This window comes from Bradyrhizobium sp. ISRA464, from assembly GCF_029910095.1.
Taxonomy (GTDB): domain Bacteria; phylum Pseudomonadota; class Alphaproteobacteria; order Rhizobiales; family Xanthobacteraceae; genus Bradyrhizobium.
In genome coordinates, this window is record NZ_CP094526.1 from 528,584 (window position 1) to 548,681 (window position 20,098).

17 protein-coding genes, 1 tRNA gene and 1 pseudogene are annotated in these 20,098 nt (G+C 64.1%); 11 read left to right on the plus strand and 8 right to left on the minus strand.

Features of this window, described 5'->3' with window-relative positions; genetic code table 11:
• Positions 1–17: 17 nt before the first annotated feature.
• The 3 genes from MTX19_RS02475 to MTX19_RS02485 all read left to right on the plus strand — a co-directional run bounded on the left by MTX19_RS02475 (position 18) and on the right by MTX19_RS02485 (position 2,886).
• Entirely contained in the window at positions 18–1,211 is a 1,194-nt protein-coding gene (locus MTX19_RS02475) for a transporter substrate-binding domain-containing protein (RefSeq protein ID WP_280982298.1), read from the plus strand.
• Between the two features lie 137 nt (positions 1,212–1,348).
• Positions 1,349–2,029: a response regulator transcription factor gene (locus MTX19_RS02480; RefSeq protein ID WP_280982299.1), complete on the plus strand. Its 681-nt coding sequence runs from the start codon at positions 1,349–1,351 to the stop codon at positions 2,027–2,029.
• A gap of 68 nt (positions 2,030–2,097) precedes the next feature.
• Positions 2,098–2,886 carry a response regulator transcription factor gene (locus MTX19_RS02485; protein ID WP_280982300.1) on the plus strand — a complete coding sequence of 263 codons (789 nt, stop codon included), beginning with the start codon at positions 2,098–2,100 and terminating at the stop codon, positions 2,884–2,886.
• Here the strand turns inward: MTX19_RS02485 and MTX19_RS02490 are convergent.
• The 4 genes and pseudogenes from MTX19_RS02490 to MTX19_RS02505 all read right to left on the minus strand — a co-directional run.
• Positions 2,881–4,254: an ATP-binding protein gene (locus MTX19_RS02490; RefSeq protein ID WP_280982301.1), complete on the minus strand. Its 1,374-nt coding sequence runs from the start codon at positions 4,252–4,254 to the stop codon at positions 2,881–2,883. The two genes, MTX19_RS02485 and MTX19_RS02490, sit on opposite strands and share 6 nt — an antisense overlap.
• On the minus strand, positions 4,251–5,423 hold the full coding sequence (locus tag MTX19_RS02495) for an FIST N-terminal domain-containing protein (RefSeq protein ID WP_280982302.1): 1,173 nt from the start codon (positions 5,421–5,423) through the stop codon (positions 4,251–4,253). The genes MTX19_RS02490 and MTX19_RS02495 overlap by 4 nt, the downstream gene beginning before the upstream one ends.
• A gap of 386 nt (positions 5,424–5,809) precedes the next feature.
• Positions 5,810–6,157 (minus strand): DUF779 domain-containing protein, encoded by a 348-nt coding sequence (locus MTX19_RS02500; RefSeq protein ID WP_280982303.1) that lies wholly within the window; start codon positions 6,155–6,157, stop codon positions 5,810–5,812.
• Positions 6,158–6,421: 264 nt separating this feature from the next.
• A pseudogene (locus MTX19_RS02505) lies at positions 6,422–6,622 on the minus strand (aldehyde dehydrogenase family protein); the annotation flags it as partial.
• Positions 6,623–7,023: 401 nt separating this feature from the next.
• Between MTX19_RS02505 and MTX19_RS02510 the strand changes: the two are divergent.
• Positions 7,024–9,057: a methyl-accepting chemotaxis protein gene (locus MTX19_RS02510; protein WP_280982304.1), complete on the plus strand. Its 2,034-nt coding sequence runs from the start codon at positions 7,024–7,026 to the stop codon at positions 9,055–9,057.
• Positions 9,058–9,206: 149 nt separating this feature from the next.
• On the opposite strand, the gene MTX19_RS02515 is transcribed toward MTX19_RS02510, so the two are convergent.
• Entirely contained in the window at positions 9,207–9,575 is a 369-nt protein-coding gene (locus MTX19_RS02515) for a DUF3175 domain-containing protein (RefSeq protein ID WP_280982305.1), read from the minus strand.
• 184 nt (positions 9,576–9,759) lie between these two features.
• Between MTX19_RS02515 and MTX19_RS02520 the strand changes: the two genes are divergently transcribed.
• The 6 genes from MTX19_RS02520 (at position 9,760) to MTX19_RS02545 (ending at position 17,542) form a co-directional block, all read left to right on the plus strand.
• Positions 9,760–11,250: an MFS transporter gene (locus tag MTX19_RS02520; protein WP_280982306.1), complete on the plus strand. Its 1,491-nt coding sequence runs from the start codon at positions 9,760–9,762 to the stop codon at positions 11,248–11,250.
• Between the two features lie 6 nt (positions 11,251–11,256).
• On the plus strand, positions 11,257–12,075 hold the full coding sequence (gene otsB / locus MTX19_RS02525) for a trehalose-phosphatase (RefSeq protein WP_280982307.1): 819 nt from the start codon (positions 11,257–11,259) through the stop codon (positions 12,073–12,075).
• A gap of 231 nt (positions 12,076–12,306) precedes the next feature.
• Positions 12,307–13,758 carry a trehalose-6-phosphate synthase gene (locus MTX19_RS02530; RefSeq protein WP_280985825.1) on the plus strand — a complete coding sequence of 484 codons (1,452 nt, stop codon included), beginning with the start codon at positions 12,307–12,309 and terminating at the stop codon, positions 13,756–13,758.
• A gap of 1,106 nt (positions 13,759–14,864) precedes the next feature.
• Positions 14,865–16,475 carry an IS1182 family transposase gene (locus MTX19_RS02535; RefSeq protein WP_280978673.1) on the plus strand — a complete coding sequence of 537 codons (1,611 nt, stop codon included), beginning with the start codon at positions 14,865–14,867 and terminating at the stop codon, positions 16,473–16,475.
• A 475-nt stretch (positions 16,476–16,950) separates the two neighbouring features.
• A tRNA-Ser gene (locus MTX19_RS02540) sits at positions 16,951–17,040 on the plus strand.
• Positions 17,041–17,203: 163 nt separating this feature from the next.
• On the plus strand, positions 17,204–17,542 hold the full coding sequence (locus MTX19_RS02545; RefSeq protein WP_280982308.1) for an Arm DNA-binding domain-containing protein: 339 nt from the start codon (positions 17,204–17,206) through the stop codon (positions 17,540–17,542).
• Positions 17,543–17,568: 26 nt separating this feature from the next.
• Here MTX19_RS02545 and MTX19_RS02550 read toward each other — a convergent pair whose 3' ends face one another.
• Positions 17,569–17,931 carry a hypothetical protein gene (locus MTX19_RS02550; protein WP_280982309.1) on the minus strand — a complete coding sequence of 121 codons (363 nt, stop codon included), beginning with the start codon at positions 17,929–17,931 and terminating at the stop codon, positions 17,569–17,571.
• 104 nt (positions 17,932–18,035) lie between these two features.
• Between MTX19_RS02550 and MTX19_RS02555 the strand changes: the two genes are divergently transcribed.
• Entirely contained in the window at positions 18,036–19,175 is a 1,140-nt protein-coding gene (locus tag MTX19_RS02555) for an efflux RND transporter periplasmic adaptor subunit (protein WP_280984669.1), read from the plus strand.
• Positions 19,176–19,254: 79 nt separating this feature from the next.
• Here the strand turns inward: MTX19_RS02555 and MTX19_RS02560 are convergent, their stop codons facing one another.
• Together MTX19_RS02560 and cueR are read right to left on the minus strand one after the other, a co-directional pair.
• Positions 19,255–19,611 (minus strand): hypothetical protein, encoded by a 357-nt coding sequence (locus tag MTX19_RS02560; protein WP_280982310.1) that lies wholly within the window; start codon positions 19,609–19,611, stop codon positions 19,255–19,257.
• A gap of 2 nt (positions 19,612–19,613) precedes the next feature.
• The gene (gene cueR, locus MTX19_RS02565; RefSeq protein ID WP_280984639.1) at positions 19,614–20,096 is read right to left on the minus strand and encodes a Cu(I)-responsive transcriptional regulator; all 483 of its coding nucleotides are present in this window, start codon (positions 20,094–20,096) and stop codon (positions 19,614–19,616) included.
• Between the last annotated feature and the right edge of the window lie 2 nt (positions 20,097–20,098).

The following is a 20,098-nucleotide window of genomic DNA, read 5'->3' on the forward strand; positions in this document are numbered from 1 at the left end:
TCGAGAACGGAGGCAGCATGTCCGTGTTCAGCATGACCCGAAACGAAGTGCGTGGATGTTCGCGTGACGCGCGGTTGGGACAGGCGATCCGTGCCGTGCTGCTCTCCGCAATATTGATGGCGCCGGCTCTGTCGGCCGGCGCCGAAGAGATCAAGCCGCTGCGGCTCTGCGCCGACCCGACCAACCTGCCGTTCTCCAGCGACGACCCCGGCAAGCCCGGCCTGTATCTCGAGATCGGCCAGGCGGTGGCCGGGAAGCTCGGCCGTGCGGTGAGCTACAACTGGTACAAGTCCTATTTCGGCAAGCGGACGGTTCGCGAAACCCTGCTCAGCAAGCAATGCGATGCCATGGTCGGCCTGCCGCTGGTCGAGGATTTCATGGGGCCGGCCGTGATCTTCTCGAAGCCGATCGCCCATGAAGGCTATGCACTGGTCGGCGCCAGGGATCGCAAGCTCGCCGGCGTCGACGACCTCAAGGGCCTGCGGGTCGCGGTGCAATACGAATCGGCGCCACAAAACCTGCTTGCGTCGCGCGACGACATCCAGAAAGTCACCGTGCTCAGCCCGGGCGAAGGGATGGCGGCGCTTGCGAAGGGAACGGTGGACGTCGCCTTCATCTGGGCGCCGGTGGCCGGCTGGCTCAACAAGACCGCCTATGGCGACAAGTATCAGGTCGTATCGACCGAAGGCGACGGCCTGCTCTGGAAGACCGCAATCGGCTTCGCCAAGGCGTCGGGCGCGCTGCGCGATGAGGTCGATGCCGTGCTGCCGTCACTGCAGCCTGACATCGCCGCCCTGTTCGTCAAATATGGCGTGCCGAACGGCGCACCGGTGAAGTTCGGCCAGGCGACCCAGGCTGCGACGTCGTCCACGGGGGCGAGCGAACCCGTCACGGTCGGGCAGGCTGCCGCGCCGGACAAGCCCATCCAGACCGCGGCAGTCACCGGAGACGCCAAGGCCGGGCGGGAAACGTTCAACGGCACCTGCGCCCATTGCCACGGCCCGGACGCAGTGCAGAGCGAACGGCGCATCGATCTGCGCCTCCTGAAGAAGCGTTACGGCAACGACATGGAAGCAACCTTCTGGAAGACGGTCCATGAGGGCCGGCCATCCAAGGGAATGCCGGCGTGGAAGGACGTTTTTAGCGACGACGAGCTGAAAAACGTATATGCCTATTTGCGGACACTGCAGGACTCCGACTCGTCGAACTAGAGCATTTTCGAGCGAAGTGGGCACCGGTCCGCGTGAAGAAAATGCGTCAAAACTAGAATCTGGAGCTTCGGTTCTGATTCAATCAGAACCGAAATGCTCCAGGGCACGACGGCGGCAACATCCGTACGAGGCTCCTTATGATGGGCTTCCTGATCATCGACGATCATCCATTGTTCGGTGAAGCGCTTGGCAACGCCATTCGCATCTCGCATCCGGACGCCCGCATCTACGAGGCCACCTCGATCAAGGGCGCGCTCGGTATCCTTGCGACCGAGCCGAATATCGACCTGGCTCTGCTCGACTTGCTGCTGCCTGATGTCGTCGGCTTCTCCGGGTTCCAGAAGATCCGGGATCGCTATCCCCGGCTTCCGATCGCCATCGTGTCGAGCGAGGAGGACAAGCATACGATCCGCGAGGCGCTGGAGATGGGCGCGGTCGGCTATCTGCCGAAGTCGACCTCGCTCGCCGAGCTGTCGGAGGCGATCGCCCGGGTCCTGAGCGGCTCGGTCTCGGCGCCGCGGGATTTCGTCGCGGTGGGCGCACTGGAGCAGTCGGAGACGGCGCGCACGTTGCAGGAACGGATCCAGAAGCTCACGCCGCAGCAGATTCGCGTCCTGCACCTGATTACCCGCGGCCTGCAGAACCGCGAGATCGCCGCGGAGCTCAAGCTCGCGGAGTCCACGGTGAAGGCCCATGTGACCGAGATCCTGCGCAAGCTGAAGCTGTTCAGCCGCAACAAGGCGATTATCGAGCTCGGCAAGGTCCCGCTTCCGCTTCCCGAGTCCTGCGCAGGTTCAAAGCCCGAGAAGGCGCCTTAGGGTTGCTGCGCTGCAAGGCGAGGGCATCGAACGTTCTATAGGCTGCACGTCGGCTTTGAGATAACGTCATGCCCGCAATGGCAGTCATGAGCGATCCGGGAGAGGACGGCGCAGCTTTGACCACAACCGCGCCTTTGGACGAACAGCCGGTGAGCAAGGCGGGTGCCCCTCGGCTGCTGATCGTCGAGGATCACCCGCTATTTCGTGCCGCCCTGATCGGCGTGATCGACACCGAATTTCCCGATGCCGAAGTGCTGCAGGCGACGTCGATCGACGGCGCGCTGGATGTCATCGCCGCGCGCGACGGCCTTGATTTGATCCTGCTCGATCTGTCGATGCCCGGGACCACCGGGCTATTGGGAGCCTATCGGGTGCGCGCTGCCGCGCCGCGCAGCGCGCTCGTCATCGTGTCGGCGCATGACGATTCCCGAATCATCGGCAGCGCGATCTCGCTCGGCATTTCCGGCTATATTCCGAAATCCACGCCGAAGGCCGAACTGGCGCGCCTGTTGCGCGGCATCCTCGAAGGCGCCGTGTGCCTGCCGACGCGATTCCGCGATGCCGCCGCTGCCCGGAAAGGCCAGGCCGATACGCGGGAGCTGATCCAGCAGCTCGGTCAGCTCACCTCGCAGCAGCTGCGCGTGCTCGACATGATCTGCCACGGCCTGCAGAACAAGCATATCGCCTATCAGCTCGATATCTCGGTCACGACCGTGAAGGTGCATGTCTCGGAGATCCTGCGGAAGCTCAACGTGCGGAGCCGGACCGAGGCGATCATCGCATTGTCGAAGCTGGATTTTGGCAAGCACGATCACGCGCCGGTCACGGCTGCGCCGTCGCGCGGCGACCAATCATAGCCGCGTTGCCGGCTGCTCCGCGGCCAGCAGGAACGACAGCAGCGAGCGCATCTCAGCGGGCTTGATCGGCTTCTTCAGCAGCTCGTGGCCGAAGGCCGACACATCGGAGGCCGCCTTGGCGGAGTAGTCGGCGGTGACGATGATCGCCGGAACGCCGGTCTTGATCTCGTTGCGGATCACGTCGACGGCCTCGATCCCGGTCTCGCCATTGTCGAGATGCAGATCGGCGATGATGGCGTCTGGAATTCCATCCAGCGCCCGGATGCGTTCAAGCGCCTCGGTCTTGGAGATCGTCACCGCGACGTCGCAACCCCATTTCTCCAGCAGGCTGGCGAGGCCTTCGGCGCTCGACAGGTCGTTCTCGATCAGCAGGATCTTCGCACCCTCCATGCCGCCATACCGATAATCGACGCTGGCCTGCTCGCGCGCCGGAATTGCGACTGGGTCGGCGGTGCGCGGGAGGGTGACGGAGAACACCGAGCCCTTGCCCGGACGCGACGTCAGCCGGATGTCGTGGCCCAGCACGTTGGCAAAGCGGCGCACGATGGAGAGGCCGAGCCCGATGCCGGCCTTGTCGCCGGCGCCGGCCTCGCCACGTTGGAACTCGACGAAGATGGCCTCGCGCTGCGTTTCCGGGATTCCGGGGCCGGTGTCGTGCACCTCGATGCAGATGTTGTCGCCGCTGTTACGGCAACCCATCAGCACGCTGCCGCGCTGGGTGTAGCGCAATGCATTGGCCAACAGGTTCTGCAGGATCCGGCGCAGCATCAGCGGGTCCGAGCGGACCACACCGGACGACGGCATGATCCGGAGCGAGAGGTTGCGCTTGGCCGCGACAGGGCTGAATTCCTGCTGCAGCGGTTCGAACAGCGACGCGATCGCGACCGGTCCGAACTCCGGCTTGAGCACGCCCGCATCGAGTTTGGAGATGTCGAGCAGCGTACGCAGCATGTCCTCGAGCGTCGCCAGCGAACGGTCGATCTGGTCGGTCAGGGCGACGCCCTTGGGCTCGGTGACCATTTCGGTCAGCGCCGACAGCGTCAGCCGCGCCGCATTCAGCGGCTGCAGCAGATCGTGGGTGACGGAGACCAGCACGGACGATTTCAGCGAGCTTGCCGCCTCCGCCTGTTGCTTCGCCTGCAGCAGCCGGCCATTGGTCTTTTCCAGCGACTGCAGCACCTGCTTGAGCTGCTGGGTGCGGTCGCGAACCTGCTGGTCGAGCGCGATCGCGGTCTCGAACAGCGAGAATGCGTTGAGCTGCTGGTCGGTCGAGCGCTCGACGCGCGACATCAGCGCCGCGTTGATCTTGCGCAGCTTCTCGGCCTCGCGCTCGAGCGTTGCAATGCGACTGGTGCCGGTATCCGTCATTGCGGAGCAACAGCTCGCTTGCCGATGGCGACGCCGGTCAGCGTCTGATTGACGTGCATGGAGCGATATTGCTCGCCATAGGTTTGAAAGCCAATCACATTGTTGCGGCGATAGAGTTCCGACATCTCCCGCGACAACTGGTGCTGCTCGACGTCGAGCCGTCGCAGCACGCATTCGAAGCCGATGAAGACCGAGATCTCGCCGAGTTCGTCGGTGATCTCCTTGAGCAGGTCGCTCGTCGCATCAATCGGATCGCGCTCGCGCGCTACCGTCAGCACCATCCCCTCGTCTATGGCGCAGAAGAACTGCAGCGACCCGTCCGGGTTGGTGCACTGGATCGACCGTGCGTAATACGCGCCGCCGACCCGGACCAGCAAGGGATGGGCGGCGAAGGAGAACAGTTCGAGCTTGGAATCGCTGAGGCCGACCGCGCGCGAATATTCCAGCGCGGCCGGCTCGGCGTTGATCTCCTTCACGATCCGCCGCTCGATGTCGGCGTCGGTCACGACCATCTTGGTCGCGGTCGGCTCGAAGTGATCGCATTTGAACAGGCGGAACGGCAGCCGGGTCCTGATCAGGATCACGACGGCGGCGTCGGTGTGTGCCTTGCCGTTGTGGAAGACCCAGGATTTCTCGAAGCGCAGGCCGTCGCCGGCCGAGCCGCCGACGATCGGAATGTCTCCCAGCGAGGCGTAGATCGCCGACATGATGGTCTCTTCGCGCTGGCACATTCCGTCGATGAACAGCAGCCCGAAGGACTCGTCGGCGGGATCGCATTGCTCGGTGCGTTGCGCGAACTCCTGCTGCAGCTCGGTGCAGATCGAGCGGCCGCGATCGACCCGGAAGGTCGAGAGGTCGAGCAGCGGGCGGGCCGCGATCACGAAGTCGGCCGCGTTGAAGCCCATCGCGACCACGCTGTCCTCGTCCCAGCCGGCCGGCGAGAGCTCGCCGGCCGTCGTGCAGCCGAAGATCGGCGTGTCCGGCATCCGGCGCGACAGCTCGGCGATGAAGGTCTCGGGATCGTAGAACGGCGAGACGAACACCGTGACCATGGCGAGCTTGGCACGCGCCAATTGACGGGCGATCTCGTCCGCGGCTTCCCGCGGCCCGTCGGTCTTTGCCTGCGCCACGACAATACTGTCGGCGGCACCGCTGTGCTTCTCCGCCAAAGGCTTTCTCCCAGACCAGGTCACTTTATTCTTCTTGGCGCGGATGGTTCCGCGCATACCGCGACGGCGGCTCAGGCCGGACGCGATCGAGGTACCGTTGGGTACCGTATCGTAGTGGGAGACATCATTGGCCGGCCAAGCTGCCGGCACGCCCATTTGACGCAAGCGCCGATAATAGCGCCATCCGCCGCAATGACATGGGACGCCTCCCGATATGTTTTTCCCGGCTGCGGGCAGCGGCCGGGCCTGCTTATAACCAGTCTAAATTAAAGAGGCCTGCTTTCCCGTCAATCGCGAATGCGAGGGACCAAGGTCGTAGGAGGCGCGTCCGGGCCGGTCTGGAATGCCAGCGGTCGGTGCACCGGCCTGCCGGTATCGCAGGGGGATCAGGCCGGGCGCTCGGCTGCCTCGAGCTCCGCGACTTCGTCGTCGCTGAACACCCGGCTGCGGGTCAGGAAACGGACGCCTTCCGGCGCCTCCAGCGAGAGGCCGGCGCCGCGTCCGGGCACCACGTCGATGATGAGCTGGGTATGGCGCCAGTATTCGAACTGGGCGGCGCCGATATAGACGTCGCAGCCTGCGATCCAGTCGAGATGCACGTCCTGGCCGCCGACCCGGAATTCGTTGGCCGGGTAGCACATCGGCGCGCTGCCGTCGCAGCAGCCGCCGGATTGGTGGAACGTCAGCGGCCCGTGCAGCGCCTTCAGCCTTCGGAGTGACTTCGACCCGGGCAACCATCATCCTGCTTCCGCTCGCATGGTTCGGAGTGATGCAGCGACCGCTCCAGGCCGCTGAATTCGCGTCCCGCGATGCCCGCCAAAGGGAGCGGGCGCGCCTTGGGAGGAGGAAGGGCGCGCCCGCGTGGTCGCCGCCGCCTCAGAAGAATCCGAGTGCGTTCGGCGAATAGCTGACCAGGATGTTCTTATTCTGCTGATAGTGCGACAGCATCTTCAGGTGGTTCTCGCGGCCGATGCCGGACTGCTTGTAACCGCCGAACGCCGCTCGGTGACCGAAGTCTTGCCCCAGGCTTCCCTTGCTTTGTGCGCGGCGTCGAGCGCGAGTTCGATGTCCTCGGCCGTCGATCGCGCCACCTGGCACAGCCGCCTACCCGTCACCGGGCTCGGATTGTCGAAATACTGGCCCTTGACCAGAGCAATCCACTTTCCGCCGATGAAGTTCTCGAACTTGTCGCGGATCAGCTTGGTTCGTCACCTTCGCAAGTGCTTCCTGATACATCGCTTCCTCCGTTATCGCCGGCGCTTGACGGTGCGTGTTCAAGCCTTGGTCCATGCGGTGCCGGACATTGCGATATATACATGTGAATACAACGGTGGCCAAGGTAGTAGTCGCCCGACGTGCGCCTGACGGCGCGGCGGGAGTAGTCCTGCGAGGCGGCAAGGGCGGCGGAGAGCTGCTGCGACGGGTCGAAGCTGGGGCGGCGCGTGGCGGACCCCCGCCTCCGCCCGTCGATTCCCGTATTCCGGCGCGCATCGGCGTTTACACAGCTTTATCCATTTCTGCCCTAGGTTTGCGCGCCGGGTTCGGGGCGGGGCGCCTCCGGACACCGCATGGTTTTCAGAATGAAGACGAGGGGGTGGGGATGCCGGGGTTCAAGCGATCGCGTTCGATCAAATTCCCAACCCTCAGGTTCCGCGCCAAGATCATGCTCGGCTTTGCCGTGACGCTGGCGATCTCGGCGGCCAGCATGGGTTTTGCCTATATGGGCTTCGAGCGGGTCTCGGCCGGCGTCGCCTCCTACCGCCAGAGCGTCGCGGAAGCCGATCTTGCTCGCAACATCGACCGCGAGCTGATTTCCTATCGTTCGCTGGCGCGGTATTTCGTGGTCACCGGCAAGGAGGACGACGCCAAGGCGGCGCTCGCCGCGGAAGCCAGCCTGAAGGACGCCATCCTGGCCGCGATGAAGGGCACCACCAACCCGGCCCGGCTCGATCAGGTCACCAAGCTGGAGCGCGAGTTTCGCACCTTCTCCAAGATCTTCGCCGACATCGTCAAACTGAAGGACGAGAGCGCACGGATCGCGCAGAACAATCTCAACCGCAGCGCAAACTCGATGCGCTATAAGCTCGACGATCTCCCGAGCAATGCCGACGATTCGGAGCTCCAGTCGATTCAGTTCGGCTCCAAGAAGGTCGCCGACCAGTTCCAGGCGGCGACCGCGCTCGCCAACATGTTCCTTGTCAATGCCGACAAGACGGTCGCGACCAGCGCGATGGCGCGGCTGAAGTTCGTCGAGAACTCGCTGCACGCGCTCTCCTCGAAGACCGAGCGGATCAATCAGGGGCTGAAGGAGGTCGCCGGGCTGCTCGACGAATACCGGCAATCGCTGGCGAAGCTGATCGAGAACTCGAAATCAATCGATGAGCTGACGGTCGAGATGACGGAATCCGCAACCGCCATCAGCCAGGGCTCGGCCGCGATGAAGTCCAACCTGCTCGCCGATCAGAAGCGGCTCGAGAACGAATCCCATGCCACGATCGGCGAGACCGAGCGGCTGATCCTGATGCTTGCCGCTGGCGGCTTCGTGCTGGGCCTCGCCTGGGCGTTCCTGCTCGGCAAGGGCATCTCGCGGCCGATTGCCGCGATGTGCGCCGCGATGCGCGAGCTCGCCGCCGGCAATTTCGACGTCGTGCTGCCCGGCCTCGGCCGCCGCGACGAGCTGGGCGAGATGGCTGGTGCGGTGGAGGAGTTCAAGGTCCAGGCGATCGCCAAGGCCGAGCGCGACGCCGCGACCCAGGAAGCGCAAAACAAGGCAAGCGCCGCCGCGCGGCGTGCCGAGCTGATCCGTTTCGCCGACGAATTCGAATCCGCCGTCGGCTCGATCGTCTCCAACGTGTCGGCATCCGCCGTGCAGCTCGAATCGGCGGCCGGCACCCTGACGCGGACCGCGGAGACCACGCAGAATCTGTCCAGCCAGGTCGCCGGCGCTTCCGAGGAGGCGTCCAGCAACATGCAGTCGGTTGCCTCCGCCACCGAGGAGCTGTCCGCTTCGGTCGACGAGATCGGCCGCCGCGCCAAGGAGTCGAGCCAGATCGCCGATTCCGCCGTGCGCCAGGCCGAGCAAACCGATGCGCGGATCGGCAAATTGTCGCGTGCCGCGCAGGAGATCGGCGACGTGGTCAAGCTGATCACGGCGATTGCCGAGCAGACCAATCTGCTGGCGTTGAACGCCACTATCGAGGCGGCGCGCGCCGGCGATGCCGGCCGCGGCTTCGCGGTGGTCGCGGCCGAGGTGAAGTCGCTGGCGAGCCAGACCGGCAGGGCCACCGAGGAAATCTCCAACCACATCTCGGGCATGCAGGCCGCGACGCAGGAATCGGTCGCCGCGATCAAGGAGATCGGCGGCACCATCTCCCAGATCTCCGGCATCGCGACCAACATCGCGAGCTCGGTCGAGCAGCAGAGCGCGGCGACGCAGGAGATCGCCCGCAGCGTGCAGAACGTCGCGCAGGGCACGCAGGAGGCCGCCGCCAGCGTCACCCAGGTCAATCGCGGCGCAACCGAGACCGGCGCAGCCTCCGAAGAGGTCCTGAATTCGGCCCGCTCGCTGTCGGTCGAGAGCGCGCGGCTGCGCGAGGAGCTCGACCGCTTCATGGCGAACATCCGCGCGGCGTAGGCGGGTACGCCCGAGCGGATAGACAATCGTCGTCCCGGCGACCCAGGGGCCCCATAACCACCGCTCGTTATTGCTGTAGACGCAACTAGCCGCGCGCCTGTTGCCATGGCTGCGGCGTATCGGTCCTGGCCTTCGCCAGGACGACGACATTAATCGCGGCCGAACTGGTGCTTCAACTCGACCTTGGCACGTTCGAGCCGCGAGCGTTGCGCCTGCGGCAGCGTCTTGCCGGCGCGGTTGATATAGAAGGTTAGCATCGACAATGCGGACCGGTAGGCGCCGCTCTTGCGGCGCTTGCTCTGTTCGGCGGACCGCTTCAGCGATGCCGCGATCTTCTTCGCGCTGGTCAGCTTGAACACGCCGCGCTTGAGGTCGAGCGCATCGCTCTCTTGCGTCACTCGCTGCGACCAGCGGTTGGGCGCCGTCTTTCGCGTTGCGATCTTGCGCCGTGCCGCGCCGGTCTTCCGTGTGGTGGACTTTCGTGCGGTTTTCCGCGTGGCTTGCTTGCGTGCCGCCATGGCTGGCTCCTTGACATCTCAGCGGGCAACTGTGGCCGCCATGTTCCGTTCCTGTCCATCGATATGGGAACCTCTGCACGACGCGGGCGTTATCGCCGCGTGGCGGGCATCCAGTTTGCCGCAATTCCGGCGGTGAGAGCCTTGGAGCGTTTCGTTCCGGGGTTTTTCCCATTACTCAGGCGCGATGACTCTGCAGCGGACACAGCTCAGCACTGCGACAACGGGCGAGGCGGCGGCGCCGGCCGCGGAGAGCGATGATCGCATCATCGAGACCTCGATTCCGCTTCGGCTCGACAATCTGTACTGGAGCGGATTCCATACCCGCGTGGTGCTGGCGCTCGGCATCACCTGGATCCTCGACGGGCTCGAAGTGACGCTCGCGGGCGCATTGTCGGGCGCGCTGAAGGACAGCCCGGCGATGCGGTTCTCCAACGCCGATGTCGGCTTTGCCAGCAGCGCCTATCTCGCCGGCGCGGTGCTCGGCGCGCTGGGCTTCGGCTGGCTGACCGACCGCATCGGGCGCAAGAAGCTGTTCTTCATCACGCTGGCGCTGTATCTCTCGGCAACCGCGGCCACCGCGCTGTCGTGGAATGTTGCGAGCTACGCGCTGTTCCGTTTTCTCACCGGCGCCGGCATCGGCGGCGAATACACCGCGATCAATTCGACCATCCAGGAGCTGGTGCCGGCGCGCTATCGCGGCTGGACCGATCTCGTCATCAACGGCAGCTTCTGGATCGGCGCCGCGATTGGCGCCTCCAGCGCGATCTTCCTGCTCGACCCTGCGGTGCTGGCGCCGGACCACGGCTGGCGGATCGCCTATTTCACCGGCGCCGTGCTCGGCCTCGTCGTGCTGTTCATGCGGATGTGGATCCCCGAGAGCCCGCGCTGGCTGATGATCCACGGCCGCCCCGACGAGGCGCACCGGATCGTCGACGGCATCGAGACCTCCGTCCTCGGCAATACCCAGCCGAGCGGGGATTTCGACAAGATCAGGATCCGGATGCGCGATCATACGCCGCTGCGCGAGGTCGCAACCACACTGTTCTCCACCTACCGGCAACGCTCGCTGGTCGGGCTCGTGCTGATGGCGGCGCAGGCATTCTTCTACAATGCGATCTTCTTCACCTTCGCCCTTATTCTGACCGACTTCTTTGGCATTCCCGCGAGCGATGTTGGCTGGTACATCCTCCCCTTTGCTGCCGGCAATTTCCTCGGGCCGCTGCTGCTCGGCCGCCTGTTCGACACGCTTGGCCGCCCCACCATGATCACGCTGACCTATGGCGTGTCGGGCGTGCTGCTGGCGCTGTCCGGCTATCTGTTCTCGATCGGCGCGCTCAGCGCGCAGAGCCAGACCATCGCCTGGATGGTGATCTTCTTCTTTGCCTCGCCGGCCGCGAGCGCCGCCTATCTGACTGTCAGCGAGAACTTTCCGCTCGAGGTCCGCGCGCTCGCGATCGCTGCGTTCTATGCGATTGGCACCGGCATCGGCGGCGTGGTGGGGCCCGCATTGTTCGGCGTGCTGATCGACACCGGATCGCGCAGCAGCGTTTTCGCCGGTTACCTTCTGGGGGCGGCGCTCATGGTCGGAGCCGCAGTCGTGGCGTGGCGTTACGCCGTCGCGGCCGAGCGAAAATCGCTCGAATCTGTCGCGCGACCGCTGGCAGTTGTGGAGTAGAATGACATGAAGCATGACCTGGCCGAAATGCCCGTGGATGACGACATCGCCCCTGACGACAATCTGGCGCCGGACAGCGTGCCGGTGCCGGCATCGCTGGTTCCGCGTCTGAAGGAGACCGCGGTGCTGCTCGATATCGACGGCACCTTGCTCGATTTCGCGTCGACGCCGCGCGAGGTCTGGGTGCCGCCGGATCTGGCGGAGACCTTGAGGCTTCTGCACGAGCGCACTGACGGCGCGCTGGCGCTGGTCAGCGGCCGCTCGCTCAACGACATTGACCTGATCTTCGCGCCGGATCTGTTTCCCGCCATCGGCGGCCACGGCGCCGAGATGCGGCTGCAGCCGGACAGCGACGAAGCAGTCGCCGCGCACGCCCCGGCGCTGGACAAGGAGTTGAAGCGCCGTCTCGCCGCGATCGCCAAGCTCAGCCCCGGGATCCTGCTCGAGGACAAGGGCTACTCGCTGGCGCTGCACTACCGGCTCGCGCCGCACGCGGAGAAGGCGATCTATGAAGCGGTGTCGCTGATCCGCGCCGATCTGCCGAGCGCGCCGATCGAGGTGATGCCGGGCAAGAGCGTGTGCGAGATCAAGCAGGCCGGCTTCACCAAGGCGAGCGGCGTGCGCGAACTGATGACGCACGAGCCGTTCAAGGGACGGCGTCCGTTCTTCATCGGCGACGACGTCACCGACGAGAGCGTGTTCGAGATCATGCCCGACTTCAACGGTCTCGCATTTTCCGTGGGCCGTCGCGCGACCGGGGTCGCCGGCCATTTCGACACACCGAGCGACGTGCGCGAATTCCTCGCGCGTCTGCTGGAGCGATGACGAAAGGCATGTGAGCCCGTCCTAAGCGGCTCACCGTATCTCGCCACCTCCGAATCGAATGCGGTGCTTTTGCGTCGCAGGCGCCACCTCGCGCGCAATTTTCTTTTCGCGAGTTCCCGCGAGTTCCTGCCGTCTTCGCCAGAATTTGGTTTCATTTGGGAGATTCCTTGATGAGGAACCATCTTGATGAATGGTTGTTAATACGCGAGTTGAGCAACAGGAGGGAACCGGGTGAACCTCGTCGTCGTTTCGAACCGCGTGGCGCGCGGAAAACCCAATGAACCCATGACGGGGGGGCTGGCTGCGGCACTATTGCCGGTGGTGGAAAAGACAGGGGCGATATGGGTTGGTTCCAGCGGCCGCGTCCGCGACGGGAGCTTGAAGGAGCCATTTGCGGAGGTCGAAGCGCTCGGCGCCGGCGCGCTGGCGATGCTCGACCTGCCGGCCGCGCATTACGGCGGCTACTACGAAGGATTCGCCAATTCGGCGCTGTGGCCGGCCCTGCATTCACGTGCCGATCTGATCCGCGCGTCGCGAGACGATTATGCGAGCTATCGCGAGGTGAACGCCTTCATGGCGCGCGCGCTGCTGCGATTCCGCAAACCCGATTCCGTGTTCTGGATCCAGGATTATCATTTCCTCGCGCTCGGCGCCGAGCTGCGCGATCTCGGCGTGACACAGCCGATCGGCTTCTTCCTGCACACGCCGTGGCCCACGCGCGCGGTGATCTCCGGCGTGCCGAACCATCGCGAGCTGATCGAGGCGATGCTCGCCTATGACCTGATCGGCTTCCAGACCGAGGAAGATTGCGAGAACTTCCTCGCCTATGTGCGGGACGACCTCGACCTCGCGGTCCGCGACGGCGTCGTCACCTCGTCGTTCGGTCGCGCGCGCGTCGCGGTGTTCCCGATCGGCATCGATCCCGAGAGGTTCGCGCAGCAGGCCGCCAAGGCGATGACGCATCCCGACGTGACGCGACTGCGGCGCAGTCTCAACGGCGAGAAGCTCGCGATCGGCGTCGACAGGCTTGACTACTCCAAGGGGCTCGGCAATCGCATCAAGGCGTTCGACAAAATGTGGATGCTCTATCCGCACCTCAAGCGACGGGTGTCGTTGCTGCAGATCGCAACGCCCTCGCGCGGCGTGATCGAGGCCTACGGCAATTTGCAGAGCGAGATCGCCAGGCTGGTCACCGACGTCAACGGCGCGCATGGCGAGGTGGACTGGACGCCGATCCGCTATCTCAACAAGGGTTTTGGCCAGAGCGTGCTCGCGGGGCTCTATCGCACCGCGCAGGTCGGCGTGGTGACGCCGCTGCAGGACGGCATGAACCTTGTCGCCAAGGAATATGTCGCGGCTCAAAGCCCGGCCGATCCCGGCGTGCTGGTGCTGTCGAAATTCGCCGGCGCCGCCAACGAGCTCGACGCCGCGCTCCTGGTCAACCCGCATGACATCGACGGCATGGCGCGCACGATTGCTTCCGCGCTGGTGATGCCGCTGACCGAACGGCGGACGCGCTGGGAAGCGATGATGACGAAGCTCAACACCCACACCATCCAGCAGTGGTTCGCCGACTTCATCGACGCGCTGCAGAGCACGCATGATTCGGGCGACACCGCGCTGCCCGAGCCGCCGACCGTTTGGCCGCGCCGCGCATCGGATGTCGCGGCGCGGTATCACTGAGCGACCTGCTATCCTTGCTGGACGGCAGGCCGCAATCACACTTGTTAGCGCTGAATGGACAGTCCGCGTCCCCCACGTAGCAGCTTCGCTGCTGTCGCTGAGTAGCGCGGAACGCGCGTCGCGACGCATGCTGAGATGACGCATGCTGAGATAAGGCTGGACGGCAATCACGAAGGCGCTGCGCTCCCTCTCCCGCTTGCGGGGGAGGGCGGGGGTGGGGGCTCTCTCCGCGAGTCGCATTGGGGGGAGAACCCCCACCCGTATCGCATCTTCGATGCGATACGACCTCCCCGCAAGTGGGAGAGGTGCAGCCAGCAAGACCGATTTAGCCGTACTTCATCCCGCCGGAAGAAGCATGCACGCCGCCCGCGGCCGTCTGCTTCGGGACGGCTGCGTTGCGGCCTCTCCGCGATGATGGCGGGCTCGTACCCGATTCACATATCAAACAGCCTGGCCGCGCTGTCATCACCCGCGCATGCGGGTGATCCAGTATTCCAGAGACGCCGGGGCTTGAACCGAGAGGCCGCGGCGTACTGGATGCCACGCATGCGCGGGGGCATGACAACCGCGAGGATGTGACTCGCATTCTCGCGACACGATTTGCCCGAGTTCTGCCGTTCGTTTCGCCCTCTCAATCCGCAGAGGGCGCAGGGAAAGCCGGGTGCCGATCGCACCCATGGGCCCGGTGCAACAAAAAAAGCACCGGGGGTAGGACCACAGGTGAAACCGGAAAACACGCCGGCTTTCCCTGCACGATGGTTTACGGCTTACTTCGTGCTCTCCCCGGCGAGACTTGGCTTTTTTGTCACCGTCTTCGCAAAGACGCGTTCGCGTGCTTAGCGAGGAGACACCTGCCACTGGGGCGTCGAGACCACACGACTTCACCGTCCGCCTCATGCGCACTCGTCAGTTGCGCAACTAGCGTCCACCGCATCTCACGCCGCGTTCGTGACGATCGCGATCCGCCCCTCGTGTCGGGTGAGACGGCGCGGATGATAGACTGAGTTGCGTTTCTGTAAAACAGAAATATTTTTGCGTGAGGGTCTTGCGCCGTCGAGGCTGGGCAAGAACTCGGCATTTTTTGGAGTTGATGTACGATTCGGCGCATGGCGAATCGGACGTTCAAGGCCGGCGACAGCCGGGAGCAACCCAGTCTTCTTCCTCCCCGGATTGAGGACTATGTCGGACAGCAGAATCCGGTGCGGGCGATCGACAGTTTCGTTGGCGCGCTCGACCTTTCAAAGCTCGGCTTCCGCCATGCGGATCGTGCCGCGGACGAAGTGGGGCAGCCGCCCTACGATCCGGCCGATCTGCTGAAGCTCTACCTTTACGGCTACATCAACCAGATCAGGTCGTCGCGGCGGTTGGAGCGGGAGGCCTGCCGCAATCTGGAGCTGATCTGGCTGTTGAAGAACATGAAGCCGGGCTATCGGACGATCGCCAACTTCCGCAAGGAGAACTGGGCGGCGCTCAAGGCCGCGAACCGCAGTTTCGTGCTGCTCCTGCGCGACCTCGGCCTGATCGGTGGGACCTTCGTTGCGATCGACGGGGCGCTATTCCATGGTAACGCCAGCAAGGGCAGCATCTTCACGCAAGGGAAGCTGGCCAAACAGATCGCCGCGTTGGACAAGGAGATCGAGGCTTATGGCAAGGCCCTTGAAGCCAACGATGCCGAGGAAGCCAAGCGATGTGCCGGTCCGGGAGATGGCAGCAAGGGCAGCGGCGATGTCGGCGAGAAGGTGAAGGAGCTGATGGCCCGGCGCGAGCGCGCGCAAGCCGACCTCAAGAACCTGGAGACAAGCGACAAGGGGCAACTCTCGAAGACCGATCCCGACGCAAGGCTTCTGAGCAAGGGCGACCAGACCATTGCGGGTTACAACGTGCAGAGCGTCGTTGACGACAAGCACACGCTCATCGTTGCCAGCGAGGTCGTCAACCGCAACGACGCGGGCCATCTTCATGAGATGGCAAAGGCGGCAAAAGAGGCCCTCGACGTCGAGACTCTGCAGGTGGCGGCCGATGCCGGCTATTCCACCAGCGAGGACCTGAAGGCCTGCGAGGATGACGGCATTGTTGCCTATGTGCCGCTGCACGAGGGCAATGGCAAGCTCAAGGAAGGCCGCCTCAGCCGCAAGGACTTCAGTTACGATGCGAACGCCGATGCCTACCGTTGCCCGGCCGGCGAGCTGCTGCGCCCGACGGAAGGGCGCTGGACGAACACGAGCGGCCGCATCGAGATCCGCTACCTGGCGCGCAAGGCGGCCTGCGCAGCATGTCCCCTGAGCGCGCGGTGTCTTGCCCCGAAGGCGCCTTACCGGAGCATCGCGCGCTGGGAACACGAGGACGTTCTCGAACGTCACCGCATGAGGATGCAAAGCGCCGAGGCTGCCACATTGATGCGCCGCCGTTCCGCCATCGTCGAGCACCCTTTCGGAACACTCAAATGCCGCGCCGGCTATCAGCACTTTCTCGTGCGCGGCTTCGACAAGGTCCGCGGCGAATGGAGCCTGATGGCGCTTTGCTACAACTTCACCCGCGTGCTCAGCATTCTCGGCTTCGACCGCTTCGTCGCGTACCTTGCAGAAAAGACGCGCATTGCCGGCGCAAACCTCCTTGCGGCCACTCTGCGCGCCATTCGGCTTGCTTTGCGGCCCTTCCGCGCCAAAATCTCGCTGTCGCTCGTCGTCAGTGCTTTCCGAGCCGCCCCAGCCCCTTAGTTGCCATTCTTGCCCAGTCTCGTCGGGCAAATCAGTGATTGGCCTGTTAGGAAGCCACCGGCGATAGGGAGCCTGAGCAACGTGCTCGCCTCACCATTATTCCGGGGCGACGCGTAGCGTCGAGCCCGGAATCCATTCATCCATGGAGCGTATGGCCCGATCGGTTCTCAGATGCGCAGTTGCGCATCATAGGTCTCGGGGGGCTTGGTCATCGAGCCGCGCCGTGCGCGGACCGTGTTGGAAGACCCGAAATGACAGGCGGTTGCCGGTGAAGCGTGTTGGGCACCGCCGATGATTTGCGCCGGTCTCTAACCAATCGGTGCCAAAACCTGCCGCGTCTCCCGGCCATGGCGCCGGTAACGGCGCGGCCTCAGGCCGAAATTATCCAACAATCCCAGTGAGTTGGGGAAATTTCCGGCCGCGGCCCCACACTCCCTTGCAAAATCCGCCTCGTCCCTTCAAGAGAGGGCCTCCCGGAGAGATGGCCGAGTGGCTTAAGGCGCACGCTTGGAAAGCGTGTGTGCGGGAAACCGTACCGTGGGTTCGAATCCCACTCTCTCCGCCACTACACTGTTCTCCTCAGTATCCATTCGTTCGAATCGACAGCAAAAACAACGAGTAGCGCCGCAACGATGTTGCCGGCGATGCCGCGATGTTGCTCCTAGTCATCGCGCAAACCGTAGCTTTTGACGTGGGTTCGGAGGACGGATTTTTGTGATGGAGAACACATGGCCGGCAGACTCAAACCCCTCGACGTCGAACGCGAAACTCAGCCCGGCAAATATCCTGACGGTGATGGTCTCTACCTCGTGGTCGCGAGCGCTACGTCGAAGAACTGGAGCTGCCGATACTGGAAGGACGGCAAGCAGCGCTGGCTCGGCCTGGGTTCCCTCAAGGATGTGTCGCTCAAGGAGGCCCGCCTAGCTCGTGATGCAGCACGGCTCCGAGTGCGAGGCGATCCACCGACTTCGACGAGTGTGTTCGCCAGCAGCCGCGCAAAGCGAGTTTTTGAGTTCGTGCGAGATCTCAGCGCCGCGTCCGCTTCGGCCAGTGCGCTCAGCAACTAAATCCGGCGACCGTTCGGGTAAAGCTATCATGTCCATAACCGCCAGGAATGCTCCGTGAAGTCGGCGTCGAAGCTCCACGACGAGGAAAAATCCGTGAGCGCACACGTAACGGCTTGATGGTTTTCCCGCTCGCGAACGGCGAGCGGCAATAACGACCGTTTATCGACTCCATGGCGAGAGGTGATTTCCGTCGCCGGGGTTGCAAGGTCATTCTCCAAAGCATCGTCGAGCTGAAACTTGCGGTTTCGCGATCGACACGCGGAACACGAGAGCGGCAGCGCCATCGAAATCAAGTTCGAGATCGGCATCAGAACGGCGGTGCGAATGCTGCCGCCCGTATTGCGCCGGCCGACGGTAGCAGTGCGACCTGTCCAATTTAACTGCAACATTCTGGGTCCTTGGAGATACGGAAGTGAGTACGACTGACATAACGGAGCATCCGGCTCGGGCGCCCGGTTTGTTTCGTCGCCTTCCACGATGCGGCGGCGCACCGATCGTTCTGCTGTTCGCGCTGGCGCTCGCGGGCTGCGACCAGAAGGCGCAATCGCAGGCCGCGCCTCCGCCGCCACCCGTGACCGTCGCGCAGCCGGTCAAGCGCACCGTCACCGACTGGGACGAGTTCACCGGTCGCTTCGAGGCGATCGAGGAGGTTCAGGTCCGCGCCCGCGTCGGCGGCTTCGTCAACAGCGTCGAGTTCAAGGACGGTGCGATTGTCCATGCTGGCGATCTGCTCTACATCATCGATCCGCGTCCATTCGAGGCGGTCGCCTCGCAGGCCCAGGGTCAACTCGACGACGCGCGCGCCAAGGCGGAGCTTGCCAAGCGTGAACTCGACCGAGGGCTGAACCTGGTCCAGACCAGCGCAGTTTCCGTACAGGTCGTCGATCAGCGCCGTCAGGCCTTGCAGGCGGCTTATGCGGCCGAGACGCAGGCCGAGGGTGCGCTGAAGGCCGCGCAGCTCAATGTCGAATTCACTCACGTGCTGGCGCCGATCACCGGCCGCGTCAGTCGCCACCTGGTGACTCCCGGCAACCTCGTGCAGGGCGCCGATAGCGGCGCGACGTTGCTAACCTCGATCGTGTCGCTCGATCCGATCTACATCTATTTTGACGTCGACGAGGCGACCTATCAGCGCAACAGCAAGCTGTGGTTCGAAGGCAAGCGGCCGAGTTCGCGCGATACGTCAAATCCTGTGCAGGTAGCGCTGACCGGCGAGACCAAGCCCTCGCATGAGGGGAAGATGGACTTCCTCGACAATCGACTGGACATCTCGACCGCGACGCTGCGCAGCCGCGCGATCGTCCCGAACAAGGATCTCTCGATCCTGCCGGGGCAGTTTGGCCGCGTCAGAATTATCGGCTCGTCGCCCTACGAGGCGCTGCTGATCCCGGACACTGCCATAGCCACCGACCAGTCGCGCAAGATCGTGTTCGTGGTCAAGGCAGACAACACGGTGGAGGCAAGGCCGGTGATGCTCGGGCCGCTTGATGAAGGGCTGCGCGTGATTCGCGAGGGCCTTAAGGCGGAAGATCACGTCATCGTCGACGGGCTGCAGCGTGCCCGCGTCGGCGCCAAGGTGACACCGAAAATGGCGCAGGCAGGCGACAATGCTGCGGCAGGTATCAAGCCATGAATCTCGGAAAGCTTTCCATCAACCAGCCCATCCTGGCGATGGTACTGTCGATCGTTCTTTTGATCGTCGGCACGATCGCCTATGCAAACGGCCGATCCTGATCGATCCGCGTGTACATGTCGGCGACATGCTTCTGAATGAGCGCAGCCACTTCCGGATCGTCCGATTCGGTGACGGTCCGGACACCGTCCGAGAGAGCCGTCACTTTGCGGTGGATTGCGGCGTGGCGGCGAAAGAGCTGCATGCCGGTCCGCATCGGGCCCATCATGTCGCCCATGCCGCCTCTCATCATGCCGCCCATATGGTCTTCCATCATTCCGCCCATGCCGGGCATCATGGTCTGGGCGCGGCCGAACCGGGCGAGCAGGAAGCTGATGACAGTTCCAGCGGCGGCGAGCACTCCCTTGAGCAATGACCTACGGTGCATGACCGGCATCTTTATCTCCAATGATTCGCTCGATTGGCGTTCGACGCTCCCGCCGCGCGAGGTCGGATTCGGCGGCCTCGCGCCGACGCCGCGGCTGACAGCGCGCGGCCGGACTGAAGATCATCCAGGATCGGGCAGTCTGGCCTGTCGTCGCCCCGGCATTTTTCGGCGAGGTGCAGAAGGGCCTTCTTGATCGTTTGCAACTCGGCGATCTTGCGATCGAGATCGTCAATGTGGCGCAGCGTAAGGCGTTTCACCTCGGGACTTGGCCGCCTGCGGTCGCGGTAGAGTGCAAGGAGTTCCTCCACTTCCTGGAGCGAGAAACCAAGGCCTCTTGCGCGATTGATGAAGCGGAGGATCTCGACCTCCTTGTCGCCGTAGGCGCGATACTTGTTCTCTCCGCGCGCCGCCGGGCTGACGAGCCCCACACTTTCGTAGTAGCGGATGGTCTTCGGCGGTACGCCCGAGCGCTGCGCCGCCTGGCCGATCGTCATCG

Coding starts and splice junctions, on each gene's coding strand:
- MTX19_RS02475 (WP_280982298.1), top strand. CDS start 18: ATGTCCGTGTTCAGCATGACCCGAAACGAAGTGCGTGGATGTTCGCGT.
- MTX19_RS02480 (WP_280982299.1), top strand. CDS start 1,349: ATGATGGGCTTCCTGATCATCGACGATCATCCATTGTTCGGTGAAGCG.
- MTX19_RS02485 (WP_280982300.1), top strand. CDS start 2,098: ATGCCCGCAATGGCAGTCATGAGCGATCCGGGAGAGGACGGCGCAGCT.
- MTX19_RS02490 (WP_280982301.1), bottom strand. CDS start 4,254: ATGACGGATACCGGCACCAGTCGCATTGCAACGCTCGAGCGCGAGGCC.
- MTX19_RS02510 (WP_280982304.1), top strand. CDS start 7,024: ATGCCGGGGTTCAAGCGATCGCGTTCGATCAAATTCCCAACCCTCAGG.
- MTX19_RS02515 (WP_280982305.1), bottom strand. CDS start 9,575: ATGGCGGCACGCAAGCAAGCCACGCGGAAAACCGCACGAAAGTCCACC.
- MTX19_RS02520 (WP_280982306.1), top strand. CDS start 9,760: ATGACTCTGCAGCGGACACAGCTCAGCACTGCGACAACGGGCGAGGCG.
- otsB (WP_280982307.1), top strand. CDS start 11,257: ATGAAGCATGACCTGGCCGAAATGCCCGTGGATGACGACATCGCCCCT.
- MTX19_RS02535 (WP_280978673.1), top strand. CDS start 14,865: ATGGCGAATCGGACGTTCAAGGCCGGCGACAGCCGGGAGCAACCCAGT.
- MTX19_RS02545 (WP_280982308.1), top strand. CDS start 17,204: ATGGCCGGCAGACTCAAACCCCTCGACGTCGAACGCGAAACTCAGCCC.
- MTX19_RS02550 (WP_280982309.1), bottom strand. CDS start 17,931: ATGTTGCAGTTAAATTGGACAGGTCGCACTGCTACCGTCGGCCGGCGC.
- MTX19_RS02560 (WP_280982310.1), bottom strand. CDS start 19,611: ATGCCGGTCATGCACCGTAGGTCATTGCTCAAGGGAGTGCTCGCCGCC.
- cueR (WP_280984639.1), bottom strand. CDS start 20,096: ATGACGATCGGCCAGGCGGCGCAGCGCTCGGGCGTACCGCCGAAGACC.